Annotated in this window: 15 protein-coding genes and 1 tRNA gene; 12 read left to right on the top strand and 4 right to left on the bottom strand. The window is 56.8% G+C overall.

What is annotated here, in order from left to right:
* Positions 1-42: 42 nt before the first annotated feature.
* Entirely contained in the window at positions 43-765 is a 723-nt protein-coding gene (hisA, locus tag RDO88_RS02060) for a 1-(5-phosphoribosyl)-5-[(5-phosphoribosylamino)methylideneamino]imidazole-4-carboxamide isomerase (protein WP_307757772.1), read from the bottom strand.
* Complete coding sequence (gene hisH / locus RDO88_RS02055) at positions 762-1,352, bottom strand: imidazole glycerol phosphate synthase subunit HisH (RefSeq protein WP_307757771.1); 591 nt, start codon at positions 1,350-1,352, stop codon at positions 762-764. Before hisH ends, hisA begins: the two co-directional genes overlap by 4 nt.
* 350 nt (positions 1,353-1,702) lie before the next feature.
* Here hisH and RDO88_RS02050 point away from each other — a divergent pair.
* The 11 genes from RDO88_RS02050 (at position 1,703) to pflA (ending at position 13,619) form a co-directional block, all read left to right on the top strand.
* Positions 1,703-1,776 (top strand) — tRNA-Asp (locus RDO88_RS02050).
* A gap of 261 nt (positions 1,777-2,037) precedes the next feature.
* Positions 2,038-3,135, top strand: coding sequence for a DUF3575 domain-containing protein (locus RDO88_RS02045; protein ID WP_307757770.1), 1,098 nt, complete (start codon positions 2,038-2,040; stop codon positions 3,133-3,135).
* A gap of 97 nt (positions 3,136-3,232) precedes the next feature.
* Entirely contained in the window at positions 3,233-4,120 is an 888-nt protein-coding gene (locus RDO88_RS02040; RefSeq protein WP_307757769.1) for a hypothetical protein, read from the top strand.
* Positions 4,121-4,306: 186 nt separating this feature from the next.
* On the top strand, positions 4,307-4,624 hold the full coding sequence (locus RDO88_RS02035) for a type II toxin-antitoxin system RelE/ParE family toxin (protein WP_307757768.1): 318 nt from the start codon (positions 4,307-4,309) through the stop codon (positions 4,622-4,624).
* 7 nt (positions 4,625-4,631) lie between these two features.
* Entirely contained in the window at positions 4,632-4,940 is a 309-nt protein-coding gene (locus RDO88_RS02030; RefSeq protein ID WP_022163465.1) for a HigA family addiction module antitoxin, read from the top strand.
* Between the two features lie 133 nt (positions 4,941-5,073).
* A complete protein-coding gene (locus RDO88_RS02025) occupies positions 5,074-5,964 on the top strand; it encodes a fimbrillin family protein (RefSeq protein ID WP_307757767.1) in 891 nt (296 codons plus the stop codon).
* A 28-nt stretch (positions 5,965-5,992) separates the two neighbouring features.
* Entirely contained in the window at positions 5,993-7,906 is a 1,914-nt protein-coding gene (locus tag RDO88_RS02020) for a fimbrillin family protein (RefSeq protein WP_307757766.1), read from the top strand.
* A gap of 19 nt (positions 7,907-7,925) precedes the next feature.
* A complete protein-coding gene (locus RDO88_RS02015; protein ID WP_307757765.1) occupies positions 7,926-9,611 on the top strand; it encodes a fimbrillin family protein in 1,686 nt (561 codons plus the stop codon).
* Positions 9,612-9,810: 199 nt separating this feature from the next.
* Positions 9,811-10,305, top strand: a complete 495-nt coding sequence (locus RDO88_RS02010) for an HU family DNA-binding protein (protein ID WP_307757764.1) — start codon at positions 9,811-9,813, stop codon at positions 10,303-10,305.
* 350 nt (positions 10,306-10,655) lie between these two features.
* Positions 10,656-12,884 carry a formate C-acetyltransferase gene (gene pflB / locus RDO88_RS02005; RefSeq protein ID WP_307757763.1) on the top strand — a complete coding sequence of 743 codons (2,229 nt, stop codon included), beginning with the start codon at positions 10,656-10,658 and terminating at the stop codon, positions 12,882-12,884.
* A 6-nt stretch (positions 12,885-12,890) separates the two neighbouring features.
* Positions 12,891-13,619: a pyruvate formate-lyase-activating protein gene (gene pflA, locus RDO88_RS02000; protein WP_307757762.1), complete on the top strand. Its 729-nt coding sequence runs from the start codon at positions 12,891-12,893 to the stop codon at positions 13,617-13,619.
* Positions 13,620-13,643: 24 nt separating this feature from the next.
* Here pflA and RDO88_RS01995 read toward each other — a convergent pair whose 3' ends face one another.
* Both RDO88_RS01995 and RDO88_RS01990 read right to left on the bottom strand, forming a co-directional pair.
* Positions 13,644-14,918: an outer membrane beta-barrel protein gene (locus tag RDO88_RS01995; RefSeq protein WP_307757761.1), complete on the bottom strand. Its 1,275-nt coding sequence runs from the start codon at positions 14,916-14,918 to the stop codon at positions 13,644-13,646.
* 18 nt (positions 14,919-14,936) lie between these two features.
* Entirely contained in the window at positions 14,937-15,488 is a 552-nt protein-coding gene (locus tag RDO88_RS01990; RefSeq protein WP_307757760.1) for a sigma-70 family RNA polymerase sigma factor, read from the bottom strand.
* A gap of 164 nt (positions 15,489-15,652) precedes the next feature.
* On the opposite strand from RDO88_RS01990, the gene RDO88_RS01985 reads away from it, so the two are divergent.
* Complete coding sequence (locus tag RDO88_RS01985; RefSeq protein ID WP_307757759.1) at positions 15,653-16,414, top strand: NigD-like C-terminal domain-containing protein; 762 nt, start codon at positions 15,653-15,655, stop codon at positions 16,412-16,414.
* The last annotated feature ends 3 nt before the right edge of the window (positions 16,415-16,417 follow it).

The raw sequence follows: 16,417 nt of genomic DNA, 5'->3' as shown, positions 1-16,417 counted from the left end.
AATTATCTTATTTATATCCGTTCAACATATCCGTTTGTTCTCTCAATCGAGCAGGGGGCGCAGGTCGTGAAGGGTCACACGCCCCTCGTACAACGCCTTGCCGAAAATAACAGCCGGCACACCTGCCTCCTGCAAGCGGTAGATATCGTCCATACTGCCCACACCGCCGCTGGCCGTCAGATACAGGTCCGGAGCAAAGGCCAAAATCTCCTTGTACAAGTCCAGCGAAGGTCCCTGCAACATCCCGTCGCAACTGATGTCCGTACAGATAACCTTGGTAATTCCCTTCTTGCGGTACCCGTCGAGGAAAGGGAACAACTCGAGCGGACTGTCTTCCTTCCATCCGCCCACCGATACACGCCGCTCCTTGACGTCGGCGCCCAGGATGATGCGCTCGGGGCCGTAAGTCTCTATCCACCTGCCGAAGAGTTCGGGATTCTTCACGGCGATACTGCCTCCCGTCACCATCTGCGCCCCACTCTCGAAGGCGATGCGGAGGTCTTCATCCGTCTTCACCCCTCCGCCGAAGTCAATGACCAGCGACGTGCCCGAAGCAATCTGCTCCAGAATGCGGTAGTTCACGATGTGATGGGAAGCCGCTCCGTCCAGGTCCACCAGATGCAGACGCCTGATACCTCCCGCCTCCAGCATACGGGCCACCTCGAGCGGGTTTTCGTTGTACACCTTCTTGCTTCCGTAGTCTCCCTGAGACAGGCGCACGCACTTGCCTCCAATAATATCTATAGCCGGTATCAATTCTATCATAGCTCCAGAAAGTTTTTCAGTATACGTTCGCCCACTCCACCGCTTTTTTCGGGATGGAACTGGGTCGCAAAGAAGTTGTCCTTATGCAGCGCGGCACTGAAAGGCAAAATATAGTCGGTCACAGCGGCCGTCGACTCGTTCAACGGGACATAGTAACTGTGGACAAAGTAAACGAACTCCTCGCGTGTAAAGCCGCGGAACAGCGGACTGCACACGCGGCCAATCGTATTCCACCCCATGTGGGGCACTTTGTCGGCATGCCTCTCCGAGTGGAAGCGCTTCACATCCACATCGAAGATACCCAGGCAGTCCACGTCCCCCTCTTCCGAATGGCTGCACATCAGCTGCATGCCCAGGCAAATGCCCAAAACCGGCTGCCGAAGATTTCTGATCACCCCGTCCAGTCCCGATGTGTGCAGGAAGTCCATTGTTGTGGCCGCCTCTCCCACGCCGGGAAAGATGACCTTGTCGGCCGCGCACAGCCGCTCCACGTCGGCCGTCACCTCGGCCTCCACCCCGAGACGTCCCAACGCGCACTGCACCGAGCGCACATTGCCTGCATTATATTTCACGATTGCTACTTTCATTCGTCCATTTCGTCTGTTAGTTTACAATATTCTCTCATTCACTGCGCAAAAATAACCATTTATTACAGAAAAACGAATTATTCGAGCACAAAGTTTCGTGCAGCGCTTCCTTCGTTTCGTTTTCCACAGCGTCCTCCTGCCTGCAAAACGAAATCCGCACACGTCAGTCCAAATGCTAACGAAGGTTAAACCCACCGGATATACACTCACGCAATCCACTCAATATGAGAGAATAATATTCGGTATCCCGAAAAGGCTCTAAAAAAAATTCTCCGAAGCTATTGCCATTTCCAAAAAAAGGTCTACCTTTGCAACCGCAATCGAGAGAGATAGCAACGAAACAACAGAATGGTGCGGTAGTTCAGCTGGTTAGAATACATGCCTGTCACGCATGGGGTCGCGGGTTCGAGTCCCGTCCGCACCGCTGAAAGCTAAAACATCGAAAGCGTCAAAGCCCTCAAGCCAAAAGGTTTGGGGGCTTTTTTTATCTTACCACCCTCCATTCCCCCTCCCCCATCCTGCAACAGCTATCTTCAACAATTTTACAAAGTTTTTGGCAATCTGTTTTGAAACTAAGGAAATTATGCTATTTTTGCAACGATAACATTATATTGTTAACCCGATATCCGTGGCAGGAGACCAAACTCCCGACCGCACCTAAAACAACAACCTAACTGATAACCCTATGACAGACTTTAGAAAATGGATTACGACCACCCTGATGGTCCTGCTGACGCTACCGGCCGTGGCTCAGCAGCTGGCAGACACCGTCTACACCTTCCGCTTCGTACCGCAGAAGGATATGTTCTACGTGCCCTGGCAAGACAACGGGCCGGAGCTGGCCCGCCTGCTGGAATGCGTGGCAAGCCACAAGTCCGACATCCTGGACGGGCGGATGCCGCTCTACGTGGACGGCTACTGCAACACGCTGGGCAGTGAAACCGAGAACCTTGCCACGGCGAAGATCCGCTCCAACCGTGTGAAGACCGAACTCATCGTGCGCGGCGGGCTGAAAGAGGCATGTTTCATCACCCGCAACCATGCGACTGAGGGTGATTTCGTCACCGTACGCCTGACGGTACCAGCCAAGGAAACAGCCGCGACGGATGCGGATACGGAAGCACGACGCAAGGCAGAAGCCGAACAACTGGCAGCCGAGAAGCGTGCCGAACAGGAACGCCTGGCCGAAGAGCAGCGCAAAGCGGAAGAAGCCCGACTGGCCGCTGAAAAGGCAGAGGCAGAGAAAGCCGCCCAGCCAAATACACCGACCGACACGCCGTCGGAAACCAAAGCATTGGCAGATTCTCATCTCTCCCTGCGTGCCAACCTGCTGCGCTGGGCTACCCTGACACCCGACCTGGGGCTTGAATGGCGCATCTGCCCGTCGTGGGGCATTGCCGTCAGCGGCTCGTGGACTTCATGGAGCTGGAACGACAAGGACCGCCGCTACGCCCTCTGGGAGGTGATGCCCGAGGTGCGCTATTATATAGGTAAGGAGAAGCGCGGCTACCTCGGCGCGATGTTCAAGACCGGCGAGTTCAACTACAAGCTCTCCAGTACGGGCAAGCAGGGCGACCTGACGGGTGGCGGCATCACCGCCGGCTACCAGCTGCGGCTGAGCAAGGCACTGGCTCTTGATTTCAACCTCGGCTTGGGCTACCTGAATGCCGACTATGAGAAATATGAGGTCATCGACGGTGTGCGCGTACGCCGCGGCAACGAGACAAAGGACTGGTGGGGCCCCGTCAATGCCGGTGTGACATTGGTATGGAAACTTAAATGAAGAATTAAGAATGAAGAATGAAAGACTGAACCGACGGTCAACGGGGTTAACCCTATACTATTTGTTCTTTTGTTCTTATGTCTAAAAACAGAATAATATGAAAGCAAGACAATATATAAATATGATGGGAATGGCAGCCGCCGTGCTGCTCTCTTCCTGCGTGAAGGACACGCTTTATGACACGCCGCATCCCGACTACGGGAAGATTGCGGTGACAGCCGACTGGTCGGCCCGCGGTGAGGGTATCGACATACCTGCCACATGGACGGTCACCATGGGTGACTATACGGGTACGGAGACTTCCGCCACCCATGCCCCCGACCATCTGTTTGCTCCGGGCAGCTACACCCTTGCGGTGTGGAACCCGGCTGAAGGAATCACGGTAAGCGGTACCACCGCCACCATTGCCGCAGCCACGGGAAACCGGGCAGGCACGGATGCCTTTGTGGACAATGCTCCGGGGTGGTTCTTCACCTATACGGAACAGGTGAGCATCGAGAAAGACAAGGACTATCCGCTGACCGCCGCGATGAAGCAGCAGGTGCGCGAGCTGACGCTTGTCGTCGAACCGACGGGTGATGCCGCCGGACGCATCACGGAGATTGTGGGCCATCTGACGGGTGCAGCCGGAACACTCGACTTCGCAACCGATACCTACGGAGCCGCTTCGAACGTCGTGCTGCCCTTCACCAAGATTACCGAAGGTGACGATGCCGGCAAGTGGAAAGCCACGGTGCGGCTGCTGGGTGTGACCGGAACGGAACAACTGCTGAGGGGTGAAATCCGCTATGCTGACGGCAACCCGACCCCCACCACGCTGAAAAGCGACCTTACGGAAGCCCTCGCGGCCTTCAACACCGGAAAGGGCGAATCGCTGACCCTCGGCGGAACGCTGGTCGAGACTCCCGAAGGCATGGAAGTGGACGGAGCCGGAATTACCGGCTGGAAACCAGTGAAAGGTGATGATGTAAACGCCGATTTGTAATCGTGCGGCAACATCCTCAATGACAGACATATCATGCCCGGCAAGGGCATGAACGTATGGAAAGTGTTCTTTGACAGAGTGGGAAACGGGAAACTTATGGCAGTTATATAAAATACTTCCACTTTTTTGGTGGATATATGGGAGAGTTCTCTTATCTTTGCTACGTGAACAACCATACGGAAAGCAATGGAGATAAACTTTGACAAGGACTATTTGCGCCAGCTGTACGAGGAAGGGAAAACGACGGACAAGAAACATCGTTTCCAGCCGCAAATTGTGGCACGCTACCAGTTGCGCATCAAAGTGCTGGAACAAGCAAGAAGCGTGGAAGAGCTTTACGCCATCCACTCGCTTCATTATGAAGTGTTGAAAGGTGACAAGGCTGGCATTTCCTCCATCCGGGTGAACGACCAGTACCGCATTGAGTTCACGGTAGAACAGGTCTCATCGGAAACGGTGGTGACCATCTGCAATATACTTGAATTATCAAACCATTATAAATAGAATAATTATGGGAAAATACATCTGTCAACGCCCCATACATCCGGGCGAACTGTTGAAAGAAGAAACCGAAGAACGCAAGCTCTCGCAGCGCAGGTTGGCCGAGCAGATGGGCATCTCCTACAAGGTATTGAATGACATTCTCAACTGCCGCAGGCCGATTACTACGCAGACAGCAATGCTCTTCGAGGCGGCTTTGGGTATCAGTGCTTCGCTACTGATGCGGATGCAACTTGATTGCAATATGCAGCAGGCAGCTGCAGACCCCTCTTTCATGGAGCGTCTGAAGCAGGTGCGCAAGTATGCCGCCATGCTGTAGCTCACGGTACACTGAAAGTTTCCCGTCCCGCTTCTCCCGACAAAAGGGGAAGGCGGGACGTTTTTGTTTCCCCTCTCTACCGAAGAACGCTTATAGGAACAGATTGTTAACAACTAAATGACTTATAAGCGATATGAAAACAAGACATTTTGCACTCGCAGCGCTCGCCCTCGCACTGGCAGCCTGCAACAACGACAACGAGATTCTGAACAATGACGGTCCCGTGGCCGCCCGGTTTATCGCCGACATCGCCCCCGCCACCCGCGCCAGCGGAACCACCTGGACTGGCGGAGACCGCATCGGCGTCACCGACATCGGTAACGATACCCAGTACGGCAACGTGCCTTTCATCCTGAAGAACGGGAAATTTGAGGCAGAAGAAAAGGTCATCTATATCGAAGATGCAGAGACCCATACTTTCCGCGCCTACTATCCGTACAACTCAGCGGGAGGCACCCTCGCAGCCACGACCGATGCCACGGCGCAGCAGAACCAGCCTGCCATCGACTTCCTCTTTACTTCAGGAGCTACGGGGGACAAAGACAGCCCGGTAGTGAGCTTCACCGACAAAACCGACAAAGGCGGTGCAGACAACTCCTTCCACCACCGCATGAGCCGGATAACCCTTACCTTCGAGGCGGGCGCCGGCGTGGATTTCAGTGTGATCAAGCCTGAACGTTACACGCTGGACGGATTGAAACTCACCGGTACGTTCAACACGGCCGACGGTATTGCCACCGCAGACGACGGGGCACAGACCGGAGAACTGACCATGGAGCTGGCCGACGGCAACCTCACGTCATCGGTCATCCTCTTCCCGCAGACAGCTGCATCCCTGCCGTTGACTGTGAATTACAGAAGTCAGAATTATCGTGCCACGCTCACCGTGCCCGAAGGCGCACTGCAGGCGGGCAACAACTATACCTATACCGTCAAGGTACGCAACAAAGGCATTGAAGTCAGCGAAGCCACCATTGCAAAGTGGAACGACATAGACGGCGGAGAAGTGGGTGCTGACCTGTAAGAGAATGAAGAATTAAGAATGAAGAATTATGAGACATAGATTATTTATCCCCGCAGCCACCGCGCTGCTGTTCGCCCTCGCCGCCTGTACCCAGGACGAACTGGCTGACGACAACCGTCTGCCCGAAGGTGAATATCCCGTAGTCATCCGTGCCACCGGACTGTCCGTAGAGGCAACTCCGCAGGCAGCCCCATCCACCCGCGCCACCGTGGACGGTGACTGGCAGGGCGTACAGACCGTGGCACTCAAGATGGGCGACGCGGTAAAGGAATACACCGTAACGCCTAACTCCGCTGACAATACGAAAGCCACGCTCTCATGCGAGAACGACCCGCACTACTGGACCAGTCGCGACCCGATTACCGTATCGGCATGGTGGCCCCTCGACAATACAGACATCACACGGATGCCTGCCGTGAAGGTGGCCGAAGACCAGAGCAAGTTGGCTGATTTCCAGAGCAGCGACTTCATCTCCGCCATCGACCGGACGGTGGAATTTGACGACCCGAAACTCACCTTTACTCACCGCACGGCACGAGTGGCCATCGAACTGAAGCCCGGCACAGGATTCACGAATGTGGACGATGCCACGGTGAGCCTCATGAGCCTGTCCGCCGATAACGGCAACCCGACCGACATCAAGACCTGCAACGCAAACGGCAACAGTTACGAGGCACTGACCGCCCCGCAGACCGTTACGGCAGGCAAGCCGTTCATCCGCGTGGAACTCGGCGGCGGCAACTTCTACTTCCGCCCGCAGAACGACGTCGTATTGGAGGCGGGTAACCGCTATACCTACACCGTCAAGGTGAACGCCACTGGCCTGACGTTGGAGGGCTGCACCATCGGCGGCTGGGCTGACGGCGGCAGCGAAAGCGGCGATGCCGAGGAGTTGGACTATATCTATGACGAATCAACGAACACCTACATAGTTTACAGCGCTGACGGACTATTATTATGGGCAGAGGCTGTGCAGAAAGACAAGTCAACAAACTGTACCCTTGCCGCTGACATTGACCTCACGGGAAAGGAATGGACGCCAATATGCACAAAAAGTAGTAAGGCATACACCGGTATCTTAGATGGAGACGGACATACCATTACGGGACTAACCATCAACCAGTCGAGTATGAGATACGTGGGGCTGATTGGTTATCTTGACTCCAACGGGAAGGTGCAGAACCTGACGCTGGAAAATGTTAATATAACTGGCGACTATTATGTAGGCGGTGTGGTGGGATTCAACAACTCTGGTACCGTGACTGTCTGCAAAATCTCTGGCAACGTCTCCGGCAGCTCTAAGGTCGGCGGTGTGGTGGGACAAAACTACAGCATTGTTACCTCCTGCACCGTCTCATGTAGCGTTTCCGGTAACTATACCGGCGGTGTGGTGGGAAACAACTCCGGCACCGTTACCTCTTGTACAGCTTCGGGAGATGTTACAGGAGAAAGCTTCTCTGTCGGCGGTGTGGTGGGACAAAACTTCGGCACCGTGACTGCCTGTACCGCCTATAATAGCATTTATGGCAAGAACTATGTTGGAGGTGCGGTGGGAGAAAACTCCGGCACCGTAACTGCCTGCATCGCCACTGGAAATGTCAAGGGGGAAAAAGATTGGGTCGGCGGCGTGGTGGGATACAACAGAACCTCCGGCACCGTGACCGCCTCATACCATGCTTTGGGAAGCGTTTCCGGAGAGAAATATGTCGGCGGCGTAGTGGGAAACGACTCCGGTATCGTGACCACCTGCTACTGGAGTGACAGTCCAGATAATGATGGCGACATGGCCACGAAGGTGGACGGCACGACCGTTACCTGGCAGCAAGCCGTTAATGCCATGAACACCGCCATCGAAACGTGGAACACCGCGAATCCCGACGAACCGTGCGACAGGCGTTACGAACTCACCGGAGAACTGCCCACACTAAAGAAAGAAGAATAACCCCTAAACAACACGCATCATGAGACGAACAACCATCCATATATCCGCAGCCCTCGCCCTGCTGCTCGGCTTTGCCGCCTGCACGCAGGACGAAGCGGGCTTCCTGCCGGAAGGGGCGGAAGGCACACCCATCGTCTTCACCGCCACGGGGCTGAACCCCGACGCGACAGTCACCGCCGGCACCCGTGCCCCCGTGGACGGCAACTGGCAGGGCGTCACCTCCGTGGCAGTTATGATTGACGGCACGGTGAAAGCATACGACGTGAAGCCCTCTGCCGACCAAAAGAGCGCCACGCTGACCTCCACCGACCCGCACTACTGGACCAACCACACCGACCGCCTCGTCACCGCCTGGTGGCCCTACACCGAGGATGAAACAACCCCGCCCGCCGTGGTGGTAAAAGCCGACCAAAGTGCCCAGAAAGACTTCGAGGGCAGCGACTTCATCGTAGCCGAGGAACAGACGGTGAGCTACGGCAACCCCACACTCCGCTTCACCCACCGCACGGCGCAGATAACCATCAAACTGACGGACTACACCGAGGGGCTGGAATCCGTCAAACTGACCGGCCTCTCCACCGAGAACGGCAACCCCACCCAAATCACCTCGCATGACAAGGGTGGCGACACCTACACCGCCCTCGTCGCCCCACAGACGGTAGCGAAGGGCACGGCCTTCATCGCCTGCAAATTCACCAACGGCAAGGTCTTCGTCTATAAGATGAAGAACGATACCGAATGGAAAGCGGGCAAGGAATATACCTACACCGTCTCCCTCGCCGAAGCAGGCCCGGGATATACCGTATCAGAGGACGGCAAGACCTACAACGTCACCTCCGCCGAGGGCCTGAAGAACATCGCCGAACTGGTGAACGAAGAATGGAAGTTAGGCATCAATATCACCCTGACGGCCGATATCGACCTGAAGGGCATCGACTGGACACCGATAGGCAAAGACAATAACAAAGCATACACCGGCACCTTCGACGGCGGCGGCAAGACCATCACGGGGCTGACCGTTACGGGAAGTAACAAATATGCGGGCCTGTTCGGACGTATCGGCTCCGGAGGTACGGTGAAGAACGTGGTGCTGGAGGGCGTACAGATAACAAGCGACAACAGTTCGGGCTATGCCGGCGGCGTGGCAGGAAATAGCTTTGGAGGCACCATTGAAAACTGCTCGGTGTCGGGCAGCGTCAGCGGTAGCTTCAGCGTAGGTGGCGTGGTGGGCTATCAATTTGGCGGTTCCATCACCGGATGCAGTTCCTCGGCCTCAGTGAAGGGAACGCAGCGGGCAGGCGGCGTGGCAGGTACAACGAATTCCGGTGCCACCCTGACCGCCTGCTATGCCACGGGCGACGTGACCGTTGAAAATGACGGTACAAGCTACGCCTGGGCCGGCGGTATAGTAGGAACAAACGGAGGAAACAGCATCCTTGCCTGTTATGCCGCGGGCAACGTCAGCGGTAAAGGTAGCGGCACCATCTATGTAGGCGGCGTGGTGAGAGAAAACTATGCCACCGTGACTGCCTGCTATTGGAGCGGCCTCCCCGACAATGACAACGGCGGAGCCACGAAGGTAGACGGCACGAACGTCACCTGGCAGACGGCCGTCGCCGCCATGAACGCCGCCCTGAGCGGTAAAGGCTGGCAGTACGAACTCAAAGACGGCAACAGCCTGCCCGCCTTGAAGAAGGAACAGTAAACCGTCGGGCGGGAAAAATTCCGCCCGTAACGGGAGACCACCTCCGGCCATGCAAAAGGCCACCTTTTGAGATGCAAAAGGTCACCTTTTGAAACGCAAAAGGCCACCTTTCGAGACGCAAAAGGCCGCCTTTTGAAAACAAGAACAGAAAACCGTGAAACGAAAAACGAATATTAACCCTTTAAAAAAAACAAATGTTATGGCAGTCAAGTACAGACTTTATCAAGACAATCGGGAGAAATCGCCCCAGAAGGGCAAGTGGTATGCAATGTCCGTGGTGAACGAAGTGGTGGACACGGAGATACTGGCCGAAATCATCCAGCGCAACAGCTCGATGAAGCGCTCGGATGTGCTGGCCGTGCTGACCGAGCTGTCCGAAGTGACGCGCGACCAGCTGCTGGCGGGCAACCGCGTGAAAATCGACGGCCTGGGCTCGTTCAAGGTGGGCTTCAGCTCGAAGCCGGCCGCCACGCGGGCCGAGTGGGTGCCCACGACGCACATCACCGCCACCCGCATCAACTTCCAACCTGAAACGATAGACACCTACTCGGGCGGCAAGCGCACCCGCTCGGCCGCCGCCCTGCAGGGCATCGAGTTCACCGAGCTGCGCGGCTACGACGACGGCTCCTCGACCGGCGGCGGCACCACGGAACCCGGCGGCGACGGCGGCGGACAGGACGAGAGCCCGCTGTAGTCCGCCATTCTGTCATCCTGAACGCAGTGAAGGATCTCGAAAGCCATTGCTTGTGTGAGGAGATCCTTCACTTTGTTCAGGATGACATTGCGTTTTGATTATACTTTTCTATGTTGAGGCAGCCTCCCCACCCTCCACCCTCCACTCTCCACTCAATAAAACTCTCCACTCTCAACTCTCAACTCTCAACTCAATAAAACTCTCAACTCTCAACTCAATACCCCCTTTTCCAGCCCGCAACGACAAAAAACCGGACGGACATTGCATATATATGGAGAAAAAGCCGTAAATTTGCGCGCTCTGAAAGAAATCATTTCTTAACCCCATCATATACTAACAAATAGAAGCATATGGAATTGAACAAAACCTTTATTGACGGGCTTTGGAGCAAAGAAATCAACGTCAGCGACTTTGTAAGCAAGAACATCACCCCCTACACCGGAGACGCCTCCTTCCTGCAGGGACCCACGGAGCGCACGCGGCGCGTGTGGGACGTCTGCCTCAAGGCGCTCGAAGAAGAACGTAAGAACAACGGCGTCCGCTCGCTGGACCACACCACCGTATCGACCATCACCTCGCACAAGGCCGGATACATCGACCGCGAGAACGAACTCATCGTGGGCCTGCAGACCGACGAACTGCTGCGGCGCGCCATCAAGCCCTTCGGCGGCATCAACGTCGTGGCCAAGGCCTGCCGCGAAAACGGCATCGAGGTGGACGACCGCGTGAAGGACATCTTCACCCACTACCGCAAGACGCACAACGACGGCGTGTTCGACGCCTATACCGAGGAAATCCGCTCGTTCCGCTCGCTGGGCTTCCTCACCGGCCTGCCGGACAACTACGCCCGCGGCCGCATCATCGGCGACTACCGCCGCCTGGCCCTCTACGGCATCGACCGCATCATCGAGGCCAAGGAACAGGACAAGCGCAACCTGACGGGCCCCATGACCGACGCCCGCATCCGCCTGCGCGAAGAAGTGTCCGAGCAGATCAAGGCCCTGAAGGAAATCAAGGTGATGGGCCAGTACTACGGACTGGACCTGAGCCGCCCCGCCACCTCGGCCCACGAAGCCGTGCAGTGGGTCTACATGGCCTACCTGGCCGCCGTGAAGGAACAGGACGGCGCGGCCATGTCGCTGGGCAACGTGTCGTCGTTCCTCGACATCTACATTGAATACGACCTGGCCCACGGCCTCATCGACGAGACCTTCGCCCAGGAACTCATCGACCAGTTTGTCATCAAGCTGCGCATGGTGCGCCACCTGCGCATGCAGTCGTACAACGACATCTTCGCCGGCGACCCCACGTGGGTGACCGAGGCCCTGGGCGGCCGCTTCAACGACGGACGCACGAAGGTGACGAAGACCTCGTTCCGCTTCCTGCAGACACTCTACAACCTGGGCCCCTCGCCCGAACCCAACCTGACGGTGCTCTGGAGTCCCGACCTGCCCGAAGGCTTCAAGGACTTCTGCGCACGCGTGTCGGTGGACACCAGCTCCATCCAGTACGAGAACGACGACCTGATGCGCGAAGTGCGCGGCTGCGACGACTACGGCATCGCCTGCTGCGTGTCCTACCAGGCCATCGGCAAGCAGATACAGTTCTTCGGCGCACGCGCCAACCTGGCCAAGGCCCTGCTGCTGGCCATCAACGGCGGACGCTGCGAGAACACGGGTACGGTGATGGTGAAGGACATCCCCGTGCTGACCAGTGACACGCTGAACTTCGAGGAGGTGATGACCAACTACAAGAAGGTGCTCACCGAGATAGCCCGCGTCTACAACGAAGCGATGAACATCATCCACTACATGCACGACAAGTATTACTACGAAAAGGCCCAGATGGCCTTCGTGGATACCGACCCGCGCATCAACCTGGCCTACGGCGTGGCCGGCCTGTCCATCGCGCTCGACTCGCTGTCGGCCATCAAGTATGCCAAGGTGACGGCCCGCCGCAACGAAATCGGGCTGACCGAGGGCTTCGACATCGAAGGCGAATTCCCCTGCTTCGGCAACAACGACGACCGTGTGGACCACCTCGGCGTGGACCTCGTCTACTACTTCAGCGAGGAGCTGAAGAAGCTGCCCGTCTACAAGAACGCCCGCCCCACGCTGTCGCTGCTCACCATCACCTCGAACGTGATGTACGGCAAGAAGACGGGTGCCACCCCCGACGGACGCGCCAAGGGCGTAGCCTTCGCTCCGGGTGCCAACCCCATGCACGGACGCGACAAGAACGGCGCCATCGCCTCGCTCAGTTCGGTAGCCAAGCTGCGTTACCGCGACTCGCAGGACGGCATCAGCAACACGTTCTCCATCGTGCCCAAGTCGCTGGGCCCCACACCCGAAGAGCGCGTGGAGAATCTGGTGACGATGATGGACGGCTACTTCACCAAGGGTGCCCACCACCTGAACGTGAACGTGCTGAACCGCGAGATGCTGGAAGATGCCATGGAGCATCCCGAGAAGTATCCGCAGCTCACCATCCGCGTGTCGGGCTATGCGGTGAACTTCATCAAGCTGAGCCGCGAACACCAGCTGGAGGTTATCAGCCGCTCGTTCCACGAAAGAATGTGATAGCATATGATTAAAGTTCATTCCTACGAAAGTATGGGAACCTTCGACGGGCCGGGACTCCGGCTCGTCGTTTTTCTGCAAGGTTGCCCCTTCCGCTGCCTCTATTGCGCCAACCCCGACACCATCGACCTGAAAGGCGAAAGCAAGGAGACGCGGCCGGAAGAAATATTGGAAATGGCCGTCAGCCAGAAACCCTTCTACGGAAAACGGGGAGGAATCACCTTCAGCGGCGGAGAACCCACCGTGCAGGCCGAAGCCCTGGTACCCCTGTTCGGCGCACTCAAGGCGCAGGGCATCCACATCTGCCTGGACAGCAACGGCGGCATCTGGAACCGCCATGTGGAGGAACTGCTGGGACTGACGGACCTCGTGCTGCTCGACGTCAAGCAGTTCAACCCCGAACGCCACCGCCTGCTCACCGGACGGAGCAACGAACAGACCCTCCGCACCGCCGCCTGGCTGGAGGAACACGGACGGCCCTTCTGGCTGCGCTACGTGCTGGTGCCCGGCTACAGCGACTCTGAAGAAGACATCCGGCACCTGGGCGAGGCGCTCGGAGGCTACGGAAGCATACAACGCGTGGAGATACTGCCCTACCACCGGCTGGGCGTGCACAAGTACGAAGCCATGGGGCTGGACTACCGGCTGAAGGAGGTAAAAGAAAATACTCCCGAACAGCTGGCACGGGCCGAAGCGCTGTTCAAGGAGTATTTCCAGACGGTGGTAGTGAACTGAGCACTACGCTGCCGTTATCTCGCGTCAATAACAGATTCTCAATCCGGCCTGGAGCGTAAAGCTGCAAGGACGCTCCTTGCGGATGGTCTGTACGGGCGAACCGTCGTCAAAGTAGTAGGAGACTCCCGGTTCGACGTACAGTCCCCAGCGGCTGGACAGGTTGTACTGGGCGCCTACATTGCCCAGCACCGACCACTGCACCGGCTTCACTGTCTGCTTCTCGCTGCCCAGCTTGCCGTACACACACTTCTCTGCCGCCCCTCCGGCCGATACATAGAAGGTGAAATGGCGTGTGTCCACAAAGTTCCAGTTGGCCCGCAGCGGGATGCCCAGGTAGTGCAGCTTCTGTGCCGTCTTGCTGCCGCCGCCACTCTGATAAATGTCCGAGTGGAGATAGGTATACATCAATCCCGTTTCCACCGAAAAGCCCTTGCCCAAGTCTTTCCGCACCGAAAAGCCCACACTGACAGGCTGGCGATGGTCGGCCGAGACAGCCGCCTCCTTGCGGTGCTGTACGTAGGGCATTCCGTCCTTGAACATCAGTTCCTGTTCGCTGGGAATCGTTATCACGCCATTGGCCGTCGCGCTGAGGTTGATGTTGCTGCCCTGCACCATGTTTCCCGACGCATCCATCGAGGGCGTAGCGGCGGTTCCGTTTCCGGCTGACGTCCCTCTGTTTCCGACAGACAGGCCGAAAGCCCAGCCTCCGGCCGACTTTTTCTTCCCGGCTGTCACCACAGCGGGTTCGTCGAGGCTCGTCTTCTTCCGGCGGGCAGGCACGGTTGTGCGGGGTTCGGCCTCTTCGCGGGCTTCGGCTTCGCGGACAGCTGCCGTCTCCGGTGTTTCTTTCTGTCCGGCCTCTTCGCGAGGCTCGGCTGCCGGAGCTTCCTGCTCCACGGCGGGGATGCCGGCCGACGCTTCACGGACGGTCACCGCACGAGGGGTGCGGGCACCGCTCTGCGGACGCGCTTCTTCGGCCCGGGCCAGCACATCGCTTTCGGCCGCAGGACGCGGCTCCACATCGGGCCGGTGGACTACAGGCACTTCTGCCTGGCGCATCACTTCGCCCGTAGGACTGTTGAGCAACCAGAAGCTCACGCCGGCCACAGCAACCAGCATTGCCGCCGCAGCGGCCACCGACCATCGGCGGAAGGCTACCAGACGTCTGCGCGGTGCGGGAACTGCCTGCCCGGGCTGTTCCAACTCACGCTGCAGCCGTTCCCACCCTCCCTGGGGAAGCGGTTCCTGGTAATCATCCAGCTGCTCCTTTATCTTCTTCAACCACAAATCGTCGTTCATATCTTCCTATTAATAGAATTATCCATTTGAACTCATCCACTTCTTCACCTTGTCGGCCAGAGCGGCCTTGGCTCTTGCCAGCTGCGAAGCGGACGACTTTTCGTTAATGCCCAGTGCCGCCGCTATTTCCTTATGCGATTTTCCTTCCATCACATACAGGTTGAACACCGTGCGGTAACCGGCAGGCAGTTCGCTGACAAACCGCATCAACACCTGTGCAGGAATGGTTTCACAGTCTTCGGCCGCAGGTTCGTCATAGGCTCCCGGGGCAGAAGTGTCCAGGTCGACGGAGTTGTTCAACACATCGTTGCGCCGCAGATACTCCAGCACCGTGTTCACCATCACTCTCTCCATCCACGCTCGCAGGGAGCCCTCTCCCCTCCATGTAAACTTGTCGAACGAAGAGAACAGCTTCAGGAAGCCGTCGTGAAGCAGGTCTTCCGCCTGTTCACGATTGCCCGTATAGCGCAGGCACAAGGCAAGCAGGCGCCCTGCATAACGCTCATACAATTCCTGCCGGGCGCGGTTGTCGCCCAGCCTGCATTGTTCGGCCAATTGCTGTTCTTCCATTCTTTCCAACACGTGTTTGTCTCTATAAATGCGACGGATGCAAAAATACTGCATCACACAGGAAGAAAAACCCGCTTTTGTCTTTTTAACAAAAAAGGATGCAGTATTTTTACCACCCATACGTTATTATAGGCGTAACAAATAAACATTTAAAGACTTTGCTTATGAAAAAATTCAATGCAACCACACTATGGATGTGGTTCTTTCTTTTGACGCTTGTACCGGCATTCCAGTCTTGCCTGGACGATGACGAAAATACGCCGCTCTTCACGGTAGGTACCATCCAGACCTTGAGCGAGGGTGAAGGCGACTTTTACGTGCTGCTGGACGATGACAGCAAACTGTTCCCCGGCGACATGAGCAGCCTGACCAATTATGAAGTGACGGATGGGCAACGGGCCTTCGTCTTCTTCGACGAACTGCCGGAAGAAATGCCGGGATACGAATACAATGCCAAAATACGCTGGATTCAGGACATCCTGACCAAAGACATCTACTCCATGCCTGCCGAGAAAGAAGACAGCATCGGCGACAACAACATCAACATCACGCAGATGTGGCTCACGCGGAAAGACTACCTGAACATCGAATGCCAGTTCATGAGCAGCGAGAACCCCAACAGGAAGCACATGCTCAGCCTGGTAGTGAACGAGGCTTCGACAGGCGAGGGAGACGAGCCCGGCTATCTGACCCTGGAATTCCGCCACAATGCCAACGGCGACACACCGCTGGTGCCCAAATCGGCCATCGTATCCTATAAGCTGAAGAACATCCTTCCCCTGCTTGAAGGCAAAGAAGGACTGAACATCCGTGTCAAGACCGTCTACGAAGGCGAGAAGTTCTACCAGATAAAGTTCGAGGACAAAGCGGAAGGAAATACAGCTGCCCGCTCAGGCCATACACCGTCATCGGACTTGATCCGATAAAAA

The organism is uncultured Mediterranea sp., from assembly GCF_902493215.1.
Taxonomy (GTDB): domain Bacteria; phylum Bacteroidota; class Bacteroidia; order Bacteroidales; family Bacteroidaceae; genus Bacteroides.
Note: the sequence above shows the minus strand (reverse complement) of the source record. Positions and strands in the feature narration are given on the sequence as shown.